Source organism: Sphaerotilus sulfidivorans (assembly GCF_013426975.1).
GTDB classification, from domain to species: Bacteria; Pseudomonadota; Gammaproteobacteria; order Burkholderiales; family Burkholderiaceae_C; genus Sphaerotilus; species Sphaerotilus sulfidivorans.
The window spans coordinates 29,140-42,822 of sequence record NZ_JACCPY010000032.1; the positions used below are offsets into that span (position 1 = coordinate 29,140).

Annotated in this window: 11 protein-coding genes and 1 pseudogene; 8 read left to right on the top strand and 4 right to left on the bottom strand. The window is 68.5% G+C overall.

Annotated elements, in window-relative coordinates:
- Positions 1-65 precede the first annotated feature (65 nt).
- The 3 genes from HZU84_RS16060 to HZU84_RS16070 all read left to right on the top strand — a co-directional run bounded on the left by HZU84_RS16060 (position 66) and on the right by HZU84_RS16070 (position 2,195).
- Positions 66-431 carry a response regulator gene (locus HZU84_RS16060; RefSeq protein ID WP_149505503.1) on the top strand — a complete coding sequence of 122 codons (366 nt, stop codon included), beginning with the start codon at positions 66-68 and terminating at the stop codon, positions 429-431.
- Positions 432-501: 70 nt separating this feature from the next.
- Positions 502-1,776 carry a methyl-accepting chemotaxis protein gene (locus HZU84_RS16065; RefSeq protein WP_149505502.1) on the top strand — a complete coding sequence of 425 codons (1,275 nt, stop codon included), beginning with the start codon at positions 502-504 and terminating at the stop codon, positions 1,774-1,776.
- A gap of 35 nt (positions 1,777-1,811) precedes the next feature.
- Complete coding sequence (locus HZU84_RS16070) at positions 1,812-2,195, top strand: response regulator (RefSeq protein WP_149505501.1); 384 nt, start codon at positions 1,812-1,814, stop codon at positions 2,193-2,195.
- Here the strand turns inward: HZU84_RS16070 and HZU84_RS16075 are convergent, their stop codons facing one another.
- The 3 genes from HZU84_RS16075 to HZU84_RS16085 form a co-directional block, all read right to left on the bottom strand.
- Positions 2,196-3,221, bottom strand: coding sequence for an ABC transporter permease (locus HZU84_RS16075; RefSeq protein WP_149505500.1), 1,026 nt, complete (start codon positions 3,219-3,221; stop codon positions 2,196-2,198).
- Positions 3,222-3,286: 65 nt separating this feature from the next.
- Positions 3,287-4,822, bottom strand: a complete 1,536-nt coding sequence (locus tag HZU84_RS16080; protein ID WP_149505499.1) for a sugar ABC transporter ATP-binding protein — start codon at positions 4,820-4,822, stop codon at positions 3,287-3,289.
- Positions 4,823-4,909: 87 nt separating this feature from the next.
- Complete coding sequence (locus HZU84_RS16085) at positions 4,910-5,839, bottom strand: sugar ABC transporter substrate-binding protein (RefSeq protein WP_149505498.1); 930 nt, start codon at positions 5,837-5,839, stop codon at positions 4,910-4,912.
- A gap of 311 nt (positions 5,840-6,150) precedes the next feature.
- Here HZU84_RS16085 and HZU84_RS16090 point away from each other — a divergent pair, with 311 nt between their 5' ends.
- Genes HZU84_RS16090 through iolB form a run of 4 tightly spaced genes read left to right on the top strand, consistent with a single transcriptional unit; the run spans position 6,151 to position 11,885 of the window.
- Positions 6,151-8,106, top strand: coding sequence for a bifunctional 5-dehydro-2-deoxygluconokinase/5-dehydro-2-deoxyphosphogluconate aldolase (locus HZU84_RS16090; RefSeq protein WP_149505497.1), 1,956 nt, complete (start codon positions 6,151-6,153; stop codon positions 8,104-8,106).
- A gap of 58 nt (positions 8,107-8,164) precedes the next feature.
- Positions 8,165-10,054: a 3D-(3,5/4)-trihydroxycyclohexane-1,2-dione acylhydrolase (decyclizing) gene (gene iolD, locus HZU84_RS16095; RefSeq protein ID WP_149505496.1), complete on the top strand. Its 1,890-nt coding sequence runs from the start codon at positions 8,165-8,167 to the stop codon at positions 10,052-10,054.
- A gap of 53 nt (positions 10,055-10,107) precedes the next feature.
- Positions 10,108-11,046: a myo-inosose-2 dehydratase gene (gene iolE, locus HZU84_RS16100; protein WP_149505495.1), complete on the top strand. Its 939-nt coding sequence runs from the start codon at positions 10,108-10,110 to the stop codon at positions 11,044-11,046.
- 23 nt (positions 11,047-11,069) lie between these two features.
- Positions 11,070-11,885 carry a 5-deoxy-glucuronate isomerase gene (iolB, locus tag HZU84_RS16105; protein ID WP_149505494.1) on the top strand — a complete coding sequence of 272 codons (816 nt, stop codon included), beginning with the start codon at positions 11,070-11,072 and terminating at the stop codon, positions 11,883-11,885.
- An 11-nt stretch (positions 11,886-11,896) separates the two neighbouring features.
- Here the strand turns inward: iolB and HZU84_RS16110 are convergent, their stop codons facing one another.
- Positions 11,897-13,345: a methyl-accepting chemotaxis protein gene (locus tag HZU84_RS16110; protein WP_149505493.1), complete on the bottom strand. Its 1,449-nt coding sequence runs from the start codon at positions 13,343-13,345 to the stop codon at positions 11,897-11,899.
- On the opposite strand from HZU84_RS16110, the pseudogene HZU84_RS16115 reads away from it, so the two are divergent.
- Positions 13,335-13,556: pseudogene (locus HZU84_RS16115) on the top strand (transposase); the annotation flags it as partial. The gene HZU84_RS16110 and the pseudogene HZU84_RS16115 overlap by 11 nt on opposite strands.
- Positions 13,557-13,683 lie beyond the last annotated feature (127 nt).

Below are 13,683 nucleotides of genomic sequence, written 5' to 3' on the forward strand. Positions count from 1 at the left end.
CGGCGGCCACCCCAGCCGCTGCCGTGCCAGCCCGACTTTCTCCATGAACTGCAGGGGGCTCCCCGATGAAACACGTCTTTCTGGTCGACGACTCCGCGACGATGCTGATGAGCCTGAAGGGCACGCTGGAGATGAGCGGCTTCAAGGTCGACACCGCCGGAGACGGCCAGGCGGCGCTGGACCGGCTCAAGACCGGTCTGAAGCCCGACCTGATCATCACCGACATCAACATGCCGCGCATGGACGGCATCCAGCTGATCCGCGAGGCGCGCAAGCTGCTGCGCTTCACCCCGATCCTGGCACTGACCACCGAGAGCCAGCAGGGCAAGCGCGACGAGGCCAAGAAGAACGGCGCCACCGGCTGGCTGGTCAAGCCGGTCGGCGGCTCCGATCTGGTCAAGGTCATCAAGCAGGTGCTGCCCGGAGCCTGATCCTGAGCATTCTCCCTCGCCTTTTCCCATGCCGCATCAGGCAGGCAGCGGCAGCACGCACGAGCACATCATGAACCAGAGAACGGACACGACCTCGCATGTCGCCGCATCGCCGGCATGGCGCCGCCTGAACGCTCGCCATGCGGTGCTGGGCAGCCTGGGGCTGCTGACCGTCGCGGTGCATCTGGCCTGGCCCGAGCTGGTCGGCACCGGCACCGCGGGCGCGCTGATCGGCGGCCTGGGCGCCGGCCATGCCCTGGGCCGCTGGCAGGGGCCCAGCGGTCGGGTCCGCCAGGACCGTGCTGCCGACGTGATCGCGCAGGACATCGGAACGCTGCGCCAGGCCTTCGGCATTCTCGAGGCCCAGGTCAAGGCGACCATCAAGACCTCGGAAGATGCGGTCATGTCGATGATGGAGCGCATGCAGCGGGTGCATGCCACGGTCATCCAGCTGCATGAGCGGGTCGACCAGGCGGTAGGCCGATCGCACAGCCTCTCGGCGGAGACCCTGTCGCGGGCGGGCCAGCACACCGCTGCGGTCAGTTCGCTGGCCGAGCACCAGAAGGCCTTCGAGCAGGGGCGCGACGAGAGCGTGCTGCGTGTGCGGGCGGTGGCCGATCAGGTCCGTGCGCTCACGCCGCTGGCCGAGCTGATCTCCAACATCTCGCGCCAGACCAATCTGCTGGCGATCAATGCGTCGATCGAGGCCGCGCGTGCCGGTCAGGAAGGCGCCGGCTTCAAGGTGGTGGCGGCCGAGGTGCGCAATCTCTCCACCCAGACCGCCGAGGCGGCGCAGAAGATCACCGAGGGCATCGCGCATGCGGCCGAGCAGATCGATCTGCAGTCGTCCGCACGCTCTGCCGGCAGCGACCGAGGAGCGTCGTCCAGCACGGCCGAGCAGCTCGACGAGATCGCCAGCCACATCGAGACGATGAGCCGCACCCTCGGCGATGTCGTGCCCTACCTGGGCGATCTCTCCTCCAGCATGGACAGCACCATTCGTGCGATGACCCAGGACGTGATCGACACGCTGGGCGACATGCAGTTCCAGGACATCAACCGCCAGATGCTCGAGCAGGTCAACATGGCGCTGGTGGGCATGTCGGAGCATTTCTCCCAGCTCTACGAGCTGCTCGACGGCGATGCGCCGCCGCCGCCCGTTCAGCTCGAGCACCTGATCACCCGCTGGAGCGAGAACTACGTGATGCACAGCCAGCGCAAGGCCCACGCCCAGGCCACGGGCGGTGCCGGTTCGACCGGCTCATCAGGCTCGGCACCGGTCCGGCCACAGCCCGAGCTGGCTGCGGTCAGCGAGCCGGCCGGACCCAAGATCGAGCTGTTCTGATCCTGAATCCTGAAGTCCGAAGTCTGGAGGAGACGATGCAAACCATCCTGGTGGTGGAGGATTCGGCGACGATGCGCCAGAGTCTCCAGAACACGCTCGAGATCAGCGGCTACGCGGTCGTGCTGGCGCCGGAGGGGCAGACGGCACTGGCGCGGCTGCAGTCCGGGCTGCGCCCGGACCTGATCATCACCGACATCAACATGCCGTGCATGGACGGCATTTCCTTCATCGCCGAGGCGCGCAAGCTGCTGCGCTTCACGCCGATCCTGGCGCTGACGACACGCGACCAGCAGGCCAAGCGCGATCAGGCCAAGAACATCGGTGCCACCGGCTGGCTGATCAAGCCGGTCGGGGGCAGCGAGCTGATCCGGCTGATCAAGCCCTTGCTGCCCCCGCAGAATCCGTCCGGCCGGCCCTGATCAGCCGCGGCGGTTGCGCTGGCGATACTGGTCAGCCACCACCGCCGCGACGATGATCGCGCCCTTGACCATCTCCTGGTAGTAGGCGTCGATGCGGATGAAGGTGAAGCCGGAGGTCATCACGCCCAGGATCAGCACGCCGATCACGGTGCCGGTGATGCGGCCCAGGCCGCCGGCCAGCGAGGTGCCGCCGATCACGACCGCGGCGATCGCGTCGAGCTCGTACATCACGCCCATGCCGGACTGGCCGGAGACGGCGCGTGCGGCGGTCACCGTGCCGGCGATGCCGGCCAGCAGACCGGCGATCGAGTAGACCCAGATCAGGTGGCGGTTGACATTGATGCCCGAGACCCGTGCCGCCTGGCGGTTGGCGCCGATCGCGTAGGTGAACTTGCCGAAACGGGTGTAGCGCAGCACCACATGGAAGATGGCGGCCAGCACCAGGAAGATGATGACCGGGTTGGCGCCTGCGCCGATCCAGGCGAAGTCGTCGGTCAGCATCGACACCGGCATGCCGTTGGTGAACCACTTGGCGAAGCCGCGTGCGGCCACCATCGTGCCCAGCGTGGCGATGAAGGCCGGGATCGCGGTGTAGGCGATCAGCGAGCCGTTGATCAGCCCGACGATCAGCCCGACCAGTGCACCGGCCAGGACCGGCCAGATGATCGGCAGGTCGGTCAGATGCGGAAAGATCGCGCGGGGGAAGTCCGACACCTGCGCCAGGCTGGCCGAGACGACCGCCGCCGCCGCCACCACCGAGCCCGAGGACAGGTCGATGCCGCTGGTGATGATCACCAGGTTGACGCCGATGGCGATGATGCCGATGACCGCCATCTGCAGGATGATGATCTGCAGGCGGTCGACATTCATCAGGAAGCTCTGGCCGTTGACCCACCAGCCCAGGCCCTCGAACAGCAGACAGATGCCGACCAGCACCAGGAAGATGCTGGTCTCGGGCGGCCACTTGCGCTTGGCCGGCTTGAAGGTCATCGACTGGGCGCCGACAGTCGCGTTGGTGCTTGCCATGAAGGTCTCCGCTTCGGTGAGTTCGTTGATCTCGTGGATCTTGTTGATGTGCGTGTGCCGGGAATTCAGCGCGAGGCCAGGTCCATGATGGTCACCTGATCGGCCTGGGCCCGGTCGACGATGCCGGTCATGCGGCCCTCGTGCATGACCATGACCCGGTCGCTCATGCCGAGCACCTCGGGCATTTCCGAGGAAATCATCAGCACCGCGACGCCCTCGCCGGCGAGCCTGCTCACCAGGCGGTGGATCTCGGCCTTGGCGCCGACGTCGATGCCTCGGGTCGGCTCGTCGAGGATCAGGATCTTCGGACGGGTCAGCAGCCAGCGGCCGATCAGCACCTTCTGCTGGTTGCCGCCGGAGAGGTTCTGGATGACCTCCTGCAGGTCCGGTGTCTTGACGCGCAGCGTGCGGCTCATCTCCTCGCAGTCGCGCCTGAGCTGCGCCTCCTGCACGAAGCCGAACCTGACATGGCGGTCCTGCAGCACCGCCGTCTCCATGTTGGAGAGGATGTCCAGGATCAGGAAGCAGCCGGTGTCCTTGCGGTCTTCGGTCAGGAAGGCCATGCCGTGCTTCATCGCGGCGGCGGGCGAGTCGATCTTCACCGTCCGGCCACGGATCGCGATCGTGCCGCCGGTGGCAGGCACCACGCCGAACAGCGCCTCGGCCACGTTGGAGCGCCCCGAGCCGACCAGGCCCGCCAGGCCCAGGATCTCGCCGGCGCGCAGGTCGAAGCTCACGCCCTCGAAGAGACCGTCGACCTTCAGGTCCTTGACCGACAGCACCACATCGCCGATCGGCACCTCTTCCTTGGGGAACATCTGCGTGATCTCGCGCCCGACCATCATGCGGATGATGTCGTCGCGGGTCACGTCCTTCGAGGCGTGCGTGCCGATGTACTTGCCGTCGCGGAACACCGAGAACTCGTCGGCGATCTCGAACAGCTCGTTCATCTTGTGGGTGATGTAGACGATGCCCTTGCCCTGGCTGCGCAGCTGCCGAATGATGCGGAACAGGTGGGCGACCTCCTTGTCGGTCAGCGCCGAGGTCGGCTCGTCCATGATGAGGACGTCCGAGTCGAAGGACACCGCCTTGGCGATCTCCACCATCTGGCGGCTGGCGATCGACAGGCTCTGGATCTCGGTCTCGGGATCGAGATCGATGGCCAGGCGGTCGAACAGCGCCTGGGTGCGCCGGCGCATCTCGGCGTGGTCGACCAGGCCGAGGCGGCTCTTCGGCTCGCGGCGGATCCAGATGTTCTCCGCGATCGTCATGAAGGGCATCAGGTTGAGTTCCTGATGGATCATCGCGATGCCGCGGTCGAGCGCATCGAGCGGGCCGCTCAGCGCGACCGGCTGGCCCTTGATGCGGATCTCGCCCTGATCGGGCATGTAGACGCCGGCGATGATCTTCATCAGCGTCGACTTGCCCGCGCCGTTCTCGCCCATCAGCGCGTGAACCGTGCCGGCACGCAGGCTGAACTGCACATTGTCGAGCGCGACCACGCCCGGAAAGGCCTTGCGGATGCCCTGGATCGCCAGCAGCGGCGGCGCGGCGGAGGAGGCGGCCGCATCGGGCCGCTCGACGGTGGCGGTGTCGGACATCGGGGGTCTCGCGGGGTTCGGGTCGGTGGGGAGGAGAAAGCTCGGCGGGCGGCACGCCGGCCGCCCGTGATCAGCGCACCGGCGCGATCAGTTCTTGCCGGCGTACTTGCTCAGGTTTTCCGGCGTGACCAGCTCGAAGGGCACGTTGACGAAGCGGTCGACCGGCTGCTTCCTGATCAGCTTGAGCGCGGCATCGACCGAGCCCGCGCCCTGGCCGGCGGCGTTCTGGAACACCGTGACCTTCAGCTCGCCCGCCTTCATCGAGGCCAGCGCGTCCGGGGTGGCATCGATGCCGCCGACGATGCTCTGCGGCGTCCACTTCTTCGAGGCCTTCAGCGCGTTGATCGCGCCCAGCGCCATCTCGTCGTTGTTGGCGATGATGGCGTCGAACTTCATGCCCGACGACAGCCAGTTGGTGGTGATGTCCTGGGCGGCGGTGCGGCTCCACTTGCCTTCGCGCTTGTCGGCGATCTTCAGGCCCGAGCACTCCTTGGTCTTGACGACATCCTCGATGTCCTGGGTACGGGTGCGCGCGGCCTCGTTGGAGAGCTCGCCCATCAGCACCAGCACCGTGCCCTTGCCGTTCAGCAGCTTGCAGATGTGCTGGGTCTGCAGCGTGCCCGAGACCTTCTCGTCGGAGGCGACGAAGGCCACGCCGGCGGGCAGCTTGGCGAAGTCGGCCGGCTTGCGGTTGACATAGACCAGCGGGATCTTGGCGTCGGTCACCATCTTGGTGATCTTCGGCGTCACGTCGGTGTCGACCGGGTTGACGATGATCGCGTCGAACTTCTGCGCGATCATGTTCTGGATCTGGCTGAGCTGCTTGCCCACGTCGTTGCCGGCGTCCTCGAGCTGCGCCGAGGCGCCCGCCTTCTTGGCGGAATCGTTGATGCCGTTGCGCAGGATGGTCAGGAAGGTGTCGTCGAAGGCCGCCATCGTCACGCCGATCTTCTGGGCGTGGGCCATCGGGGTGGCCAGCGTGCCTGCCACTGCAACGGCCATCAGCATCTTCTTCATCTCTGTCTCCTCTTCGAAGTCGGCGCCCCGGGCGCCATCCGGTTGGGTGGGTGAGCCAGTGTCCGGTGGAGCGGGCGCGTTGGCCTGTCGGTCCGGCACGGTGGCAACTGTAGCTTCAGGCACGCAAATTTTGGAAAAACATTTCTAAGTGAATACACTAAGGAATTGTTTTTCCGTATCTCCTAGACTGGGCGCCAACTTCCGCACAAGCCTGCGCATCGGCGCATCAATCAGCGCATCAATCAGCGCATCAGCGTTTGCACTTGCCTTCACAGCCTCCGGGCTGCCTCCATCACGGGCCGGACATTTCCATGAGCATCCTGAACTTTCCCGCCGGGCGCCGCATCGACCTGGCCTGCCTGGGTCGCGTCGCGGTCGACCTGTACGCGCAGCAATTCGGCAGCCGTCTCGAGGACGCTCGCAGCTTCCAGATGTACCTGGGCGGCTCCTCGGGCAATGTCGCGTTCGGCGTGGCGCGCCTGGGCCTGAAGACCGCGATGGTCTCGCGCGTCGGCAACGACCAGATGGGCAACTTCCTGCGCGAGACGCTCGAGCGCGAGGGCTGCGACACGTCGGCGCTGCAGACCGATCCCGAGCGCCTGACCGCGCTGGTGCTGCTGGGCCTGAAGGACCGCGACACCTTCCCGCTGCTGTTCGTGCGCGAGAACTGCGCCGACATGGCGGTGCGCGCCGACGAGATCCGCGAGGACTTCATCGCCGAATGCCGCGCGCTGGCCCTGACCGGCACCCACCTCTCCACCCCGACCACCCGCGAGGCGGCGCTGACCGCGCTGGACTACGCCAAGAAGCACGGCACGGTGCGCATTCTCGACATCGACTACCGCCCGGTGCTGTGGGGCCTGACCTCGCGCGGTGCCGGCGAGAACCGCTATGTGCCGGACGCGCGCGTCACGCAGCAGCTCCAGCAGGTGCTGGGTGAGTTCGACCTGCTGGTCGGCACCGAGGAAGAGTTCCTGATCGCCGGCGGCGTGCCGGGAGACCTGATGGCCTGCCTGCGCGCGGTGCGTGCGGCATCCGGCGCGGTGCTGGTGGTCAAGCGCGGCGCGCTGGGCTGCTGCGTCATCGAGGGCGACGTCCCGGCCGAGATCGACCATGCGCCGACCTTCCGCGGCGAGCGCGTCGAAGTGCTCAATGTGCTGGGCGCCGGCGATGCCTTCCTGTCGGGCCTGCTGGCGAGCCTGCTGCGCGGCCAGGACTGGCGGGAAGCCACCCGCACCGCCAATGCCTGCGGCGCCATCGTCGTCTCGCGCCATGCCTGCTCGGCGGCGATGCCCACGCCGGCGGAGCTGGCGCACTGGTTCTCCGGCAGCCGCAACCCGAAGGTCGATGCCGACCAGGATCTGGCGCATCTGCACCGGGTCACGCCGGCGCGCGCGGTCTGGGACGAGCTGTGCGTGATGGCCTTCGACCACCGCAGCCAGTTCTATGATCTGGCGCGCGAGGCCGGCGCCGACGAATCGCGGATCCCGGCGCTGAAGAAGTTGCTGGTCAAGGCGGCCGAGCAGGTGGAAGTCAGCCATCAGCTGCAGGGCCACACCGGTGTGCTGATCGACGGCGGCGATTACGGTCAGGACGCACTGGCCGCCGCCACCGGCCGCGGCTGGTGGGTGGGCCGTCCGGTCGAGCTGCCGGGCTCGCGCCCCTTGCGCTTCGACGGCACCCGCTCGGTCGGCTCGGCGCTGGTCCACTGGCCGACCGAGCAGGTCGTCAAGTGCCTGGTGCACTACCACCCGGACGACGCGGTCGACCTGCGCCTGGAGCAGGAGCAGCGCGTGCTCGAACTGTGGGAGGCCACCCGCGAAAGCGGCAACGAGCTGCTGCTGGAGATCATTCCCCCGAAGGCGATGACGGCCGCCGGCACCGAGGACGAGGCGGTGCTGCGCGCGGTCAAGCGCTTCTACAACCTGGGTGTCCGGCCGGAATGGTGGAAGCTCGCGCCGATGAGCCCCGAGGGCTGGACCCGCTTGGCCGCGCTGGTGGCCGAGCGCGACCCGCACTGCCGCGGCGCCGTCATCCTGGGCCTGAACCAGCCGCTGCAGTACCTGGCCGACAGCTTCGCGCTGGCGACCAACCCGATCGTCAAGGGATTCATGGTCGGGCGCACGCTGTGGGTCGAGGCCTCGCTGAAGTGGTTCGCCGGCCAGATCGACGACGCGGCCTTCATTGACGAGGTGGCGCGCAACTTCGCCACGCTGGTCGAGGCCTGGAAGCGCCGCCACGACGGCCGCAGCGCAGCCGCCGCCTGAGTCCTGCAACACGCCACCGTTGCCTGCTGATCCCCCGAATTTTCTACCGAGATCCATGATGGACAGGAAGACCGTGAGACTGACCGTGGCCCAGGCGCTGGTGCGCTACCTGGCCGCGCTGAAGGCGGAAGTCACCCAGCCCGACGGCCGCACCGAGGTGCTGCCCTACTGCGGGGGCGTGTTCTCGATCTTCGGCCACGGCAACGTGGCCGGCCTGGGCGAGGCGCTGCAGGCCGAGAAGGCGGTGCTGCCGACCTTCCGCGCCCACAACGAGCAGGGCATGGCCAACGCGGCCATCGCCTACGCCAAGACGAACTTCCGCCAGCGCATCATGGCGGTGACCTCCAGCATCGGTCCCGGCGCCACCAACATGGTGACGTCGGCCGCGCTGGCGCATGTGGCCCGCCTGCCGGTGCTGCTGCTGCCCGGCGACGTCTTCGTCAGCCGCCTGCCCGACCCGGTGCTGCAGCAGGTCGAGAGCTTCGAGCAGGGCGACCTCAGCGCCAACGACTGCTTCCGCCCGGTCACCCGCTACTTCGACCGCATCACCACGCCCGAGCAGCTGCTGGTGGCGCTGCCGAGGGCCATCCAGGTGATGACCGACCCGGCCCAGTGCGGCCCGGTCTGCCTGGCGCTGCCGCAGGACGTGCAGACCTTCGCGCACGACTGGCCGGAAGACTTCTTCCAGCCCGAGGTGATCCGCTTCCGCCGCCCGCCGGCCGAAGCGCGCGAACTGGCCGCGGCCGCCGAGCTGCTGAAGTCGGCGAAGAAGCCGCTGATCGTCGCCGGCGGCGGCGTGCTCTACAGCCAGGCCTGGGCCGAGCTGGCCGCCTTCGCCGAGGCGCACGGCATCCCGGTGGCCGAGTCGCAGGCCGGCAAGGGCAGCCTGGGCTGGAACCATCCGCTCAACCTGGGCTCGATCGGCGTGACCGGCTCGCCGGCGGCCAACCGCCTGGCCGAGGACTGCGACGTGGTCTTCGCGGTCGGCACCCGGCTGCAGGATTTCACCACCGGCTCGCACGCGCTCTATGCCCACGCGAAGCTGCTGAGCCTGAACGTGCAGCCCTTCGATGCCGGCAAGAAGCGCGGCCGCATGCTGGTGGCCGATGCCCGCGACGGTCTGGCCCAGCTCGGCGCCGCGCTGGGCGACTGGAAGGCCGACGCCGCCTGGACCGCGCAGGCCCGCGATCTGGCCGCCGGCTGGTTGGCCCGCGTGACCGAGCTGACGCTGGACACGCCCGCCGCCGGCACGCTGCCCTATGACGCCGAGGTGATCGGCGCGGTGCGCGAGTCCGCGGCCGACATCGGGCTGGACTCGGCCGCCAGCGACATCGTCGTCTGCGCCGCCGGCACCCTGCCCGCCGAGCTGCACAAGCTCTGGCGCTCGGGCGTGCCCGGCAACTACCACATGGACTATGCCTATTCGTGCATGGGCTACGAGGTGGCGGGCGGCCTGGGCGCCAAGATGGCCCGCCCCGAGCGCGAGGTGATCGTCATGGTGGGCGACGGCTCCTACATGATGCTCAACAACGAGCTGGCCACCTCGGTCATGCTGGGCCGCAAGATCATCGTCGTGCTGCTGGACAACCGCGGCTACGGCTGCATCGAGCGGCTGCAGCTCAAGTCCGGGGGAGCCAGCTTCAACAACATGCTCGACGACTGCATTCCCGAGGGCGGCGTGCCCTCGGCGATCGACTTCGCGATGAACGGGCGCTCGCTCGGCGCCGAAGCGGTCCATGTCAAGGACGTGGCCGAGCTGCGCCGCGAGATGGCCCGCGCGCGCCGCGCCACCCGCAGCCAGGTGCTGGTGATCGACACCACGCACCACCGCACCACCGGTGACGGCGGCGCCTGGTGGGAGGTCGCCATCCCGCAGGTCTCGCAGCGCCCCGAGGTCGAGGCCGCGCACGCCCGCTACCTCGACGCCAAGAAGAAGCAGTTCAACTGAGCTGCCGGCCCGAACCCCTGAACATTTCCCTCTTCTTTCTCAGGAACCCCACCATGACCTGGAACGTCCGCATCGGCATCAATCCCCTGTCCTGGATGAACGACGACCTGCCCTCGCTGGGCGGCGAGACCCCGCTGGAGACGGCGCTCTCCGAAGGCCGCGAGATCGGCTACGCCGGCTTCGAGCTGGGCAACAAGTTCCCGAAGGACGGTCCCGGCCTGAAGGCCAAGCTCGACGAGTTCGGCCTGGTCTGCGTCTCGGGCTGGTATTCCGGCTTCCTGGCCGAAGTGCCCGTCGGCCAGACCGACGCCCAGGCGGTCGCCGCCGAGATCGAGCGCGCCCAGGCCCACCTGCGCAAGCTGCAGTACAACGGCGTCAAGGTGGTCGTGTACGGCGAGTGTGCCGGCACCATCCAGGGCCAGATCGACACCCCGGTGGCCAAGCGTCCGAAGTTCAAGGACGACGCGGCCTGGGCCGCCTACGCCGAGCGCCTGAACGCCTTCGGCCAGCACCTGATCGAGACCTACGGCATCAAGCTGGCCTACCACCACCACATGGGTGCCTATGTCGAGAGCCCGGCCGACGTCGACAAGCTGATGGCCCTGACCGATCCGGCCAAGGTCTTCCTGCTGTTCGACACCGGCCACGCCTACTTCGGCGGCGCCGCCGACCCGGTCGCGGTGCTGAAGAAGCATGTCGGCCGCGTGGTGCATGTGCACTGCAAGGACGTGCGCGCCCAGGTCATTGCCCGGGCCCGCAACGACGGCTGGAGCTTCCTGCACGGCGTCATCAACGGTACCTTCACCGTGCCCGGCGACGGCGTGATCGACTACGACGCGGTGCTCTCGACGCTGCACGACGCCGGCTATGAGGGCTGGCTGGTGGTCGAGGCCGAACAGGATCCGGCCGTGGCCCCGAGCTACGAGTACGCCAAGAAGGGCTACGACACGCTGCGCGCCATCGTCGACCGCATCGACGCCAGCGCGGTCTGACCGCTCAACCGCCAGGAGCCGACATGCCCCAGTCCCCCCTGCTGGTCAAGGCCGCCGCCGGCCGCCAGATCTGCGACATCACGCCCGAGAGCGCCGGCTGGAGGCACGTCGGCTTCCGGGCCCTGCGCCTGGAGGCCGGCGAGAGCGAATCGCTCGAGACCGGCACGCGCGAGCTCTGCCTGGTCGTGCTGACCGGCACGGTCGACGTGCAGGTCGGCGGCACGACGCACGCCGGCCTGGGCTCGCGCGAGAGCGTCTTCGAGGAGAAGTCGCCCGACGCGCTCTATGTGCCCGGCGGCGAGACGGTGGTCATCACCGCGCGCGGCGCGGCGGAAGTGGCGCTGTGCACCGCCCCGTACGATGGCGGCAAGTCGGTGCGGCGCATCGACGGCAGCTCCATGCGCCGCAGCGTGCGCGGCCAGGGCAGCAACACCCGCTATGTCTGCGACGTGCTGATGGCCGACGACCCGACCGCCGATCACCTGCTGGTGACCGAGGTCATCACGCCGGGCGGCCACTCGAGCAGCTATCCGCCGCACAAGCATGACCGCGACATGCCGCCCGAGGAGACGCTGCTCGAGGAGACCTACTACCACCGGCTCAACCCGCCGCAGGGCTTCGCCTTCCAGCGGGTCTACACCGACGACCGCAGCCTCGACGAGGCCTGCGTGGTCGAGGACCACGACGTGGTGATGGTGCCGCGCGGCTACCACCCCTGCGTGGCACCGCACGGCTATGACCTGTACTACCTCAACGTGATGGCCGGTCCCGGCCGCGCCTGGCATTTCAGGAACGACCCGGCGCACGAGTGGATGCTGCAGACTCCGCCCAAGCCCTGATCCGGGCGGCCTCAGGCCGCCTGGGCCTGGAGCCTGAAGTCGCCGACCAGCTCGCCGAGCCGGTCGGCCTGTTCGGTCAGCGCGCTGACCGCGGCGGCGGTCTGTTCGGCCATCGCCGCGTTCTGCTGCGCCACCGAGTCGAGCTGCTGCAGCGCGCCGCGGGTCTGCTCCAGACCGCCCATCTGGCCGCTGGCCTGCTGCGAGATGGTGCTGATCAGGCCGAAGACCTGCTCGATCGAGCACATCAGCGCCTGCGTGCTGTCGCCGGCCAGGCGCACCTGCTGCGAACCGGCGGCCACCTTGTCGAGCGAGTCGCCGATCAGCGACTTGATCTCGCGCGCGGCCTGGGTGCTGCGCTGTGCCAGGCTGCGCACCTCGCCGGCGACCACCGCGAAGCCGCGGCCCTGCTCGCCGGCCCGGGCGGCCTCCACCGCCGCATTCAGCGCCAGGATGTTGGTCTGGAAGGCGATGCCGTCGATGATGCCGATGATGTCGGAGATCTTGCGCGCGGCGGCCTCGACCTCGCCCATCGTCGACACCGCCTGCGAGACGGTGCGTCCGCCATGGGTGGCGACCTCGCTGGCCGAGCGCGCCAGCTCGTCGGCCTGGCGGGCCGATCCGCCCGTCTCGGTGACCGAGCCGCTCAGCGTGTCGAGCGTGCCCAGCGTCACCTGCAGCGTGGCGGCGGCCTGCTCGGCGCGCTGGCTCAGGTCCTGACTGCCGCTGGCGAGCTCGCCGCCGGCCAGGCTGATCGAGGCCGCGGCCTCGTGCACGCCGCTGACCATCCGGTTCATCTGCTGGCGCAGATTCTCGAGCGCCAGCAGCACCTCGCCGATCTCGTCGGCGCGGCCCGGCGGGATCGGCCGCGACAGGTCGTGCGAGGCCATCTGCGCCGCCGCGTCGACCGCCTGGCGCAGGCCGCGGCTGATGTCGCGCGTCAGCCAGGTGCCCAGTCCGGCCGCCACCAGCAGCGCAAGCACCGCACCGCCGAGCAGCACCTGGCCGGCCTGCGCGGCCACCGGTGCGGCTGCCTCTGCCACCTGGCGCTGCGTGGCATCGTCCCAGTCGCTGAGCGCACGCAGTGCCTGCGTCCAGGCGACCAGCCTGGCCTCATTTTTTTCCTGGTCGGTGCTCATCGCCACCCGGATGCCGAAGGCCACAGCGGCTTCTCCCCGGCTGGCGTATTCCTGGCGGGCCTGCGAGATGATCTCGACTGCAGTGCGTTCGGCTGCTGCTGCCTGGTCGAGCAGCTTCCGGCCGGCCTCGTCCGTCACCAGCTCGCGGGCCTGGACAAAGCCGGCCGCGCAGGATTTCGCCTGCCCGTCCAGATCCTTGTAGAGCGCCTCGATCGACGAGGGATCTGCTGCAGCGAAGCTGCGCAGCGTCGCGCCATAAGAGCGGCTAACAAAACACAGTCGTCGCCATCGCTGTCTGAATCGTTGAAGGCCGATGAGAGACAAGGAAGTCAGCGCTGCCCTGTGGGAGAAGTTGGAAGGGTTGCTGCCTGAGGCACCGCGGCGCTCGGCCCAGGGAGGCCGGCCGCGGGTGGACGACAGGCGGGCCTTGAACGGCATCCTGTTCGTGCTGCGCACCGGGATTGGGTGGGAACACCTGCCGCAGGAGCTGGGCTACGGCAGCGGCATGACGTGCTGGCGGCGGCTGAGAGCCTGGCCAGGGCAATTGCATGAAGCCCGATCCCCTACTTCGGGCTGATGCCGAGCACGGTCTCCAGATACTTCGGGCTCCAGGCGGCCTTCTGGCGCTTGATGTTGAGACTGGTCTTCCTGGATTTTTCCTG

Excerpts from the sequence above, each read along its gene's own strand:
- HZU84_RS16060 (WP_149505503.1), top strand. The coding sequence starts at position 66 with ATGAAACACGTCTTTCTGGTCGACGACTCCGCGACGATGCTGATGAGC.
- HZU84_RS16065 (WP_149505502.1), top strand. The coding sequence starts at position 502 with ATGAACCAGAGAACGGACACGACCTCGCATGTCGCCGCATCGCCGGCA.
- HZU84_RS16070 (WP_149505501.1), top strand. The coding sequence starts at position 1,812 with ATGCAAACCATCCTGGTGGTGGAGGATTCGGCGACGATGCGCCAGAGT.
- HZU84_RS16075 (WP_149505500.1), bottom strand. The coding sequence starts at position 3,221 with ATGGCAAGCACCAACGCGACTGTCGGCGCCCAGTCGATGACCTTCAAG.
- HZU84_RS16080 (WP_149505499.1), bottom strand. The coding sequence starts at position 4,822 with ATGTCCGACACCGCCACCGTCGAGCGGCCCGATGCGGCCGCCTCCTCC.
- HZU84_RS16085 (WP_149505498.1), bottom strand. The coding sequence starts at position 5,839 with ATGAAGAAGATGCTGATGGCCGTTGCAGTGGCAGGCACGCTGGCCACC.
- HZU84_RS16090 (WP_149505497.1), top strand. The coding sequence starts at position 6,151 with ATGAGCATCCTGAACTTTCCCGCCGGGCGCCGCATCGACCTGGCCTGC.
- iolD (WP_149505496.1), top strand. The coding sequence starts at position 8,165 with ATGGACAGGAAGACCGTGAGACTGACCGTGGCCCAGGCGCTGGTGCGC.
- iolE (WP_149505495.1), top strand. The coding sequence starts at position 10,108 with ATGACCTGGAACGTCCGCATCGGCATCAATCCCCTGTCCTGGATGAAC.
- iolB (WP_149505494.1), top strand. The coding sequence starts at position 11,070 with ATGCCCCAGTCCCCCCTGCTGGTCAAGGCCGCCGCCGGCCGCCAGATC.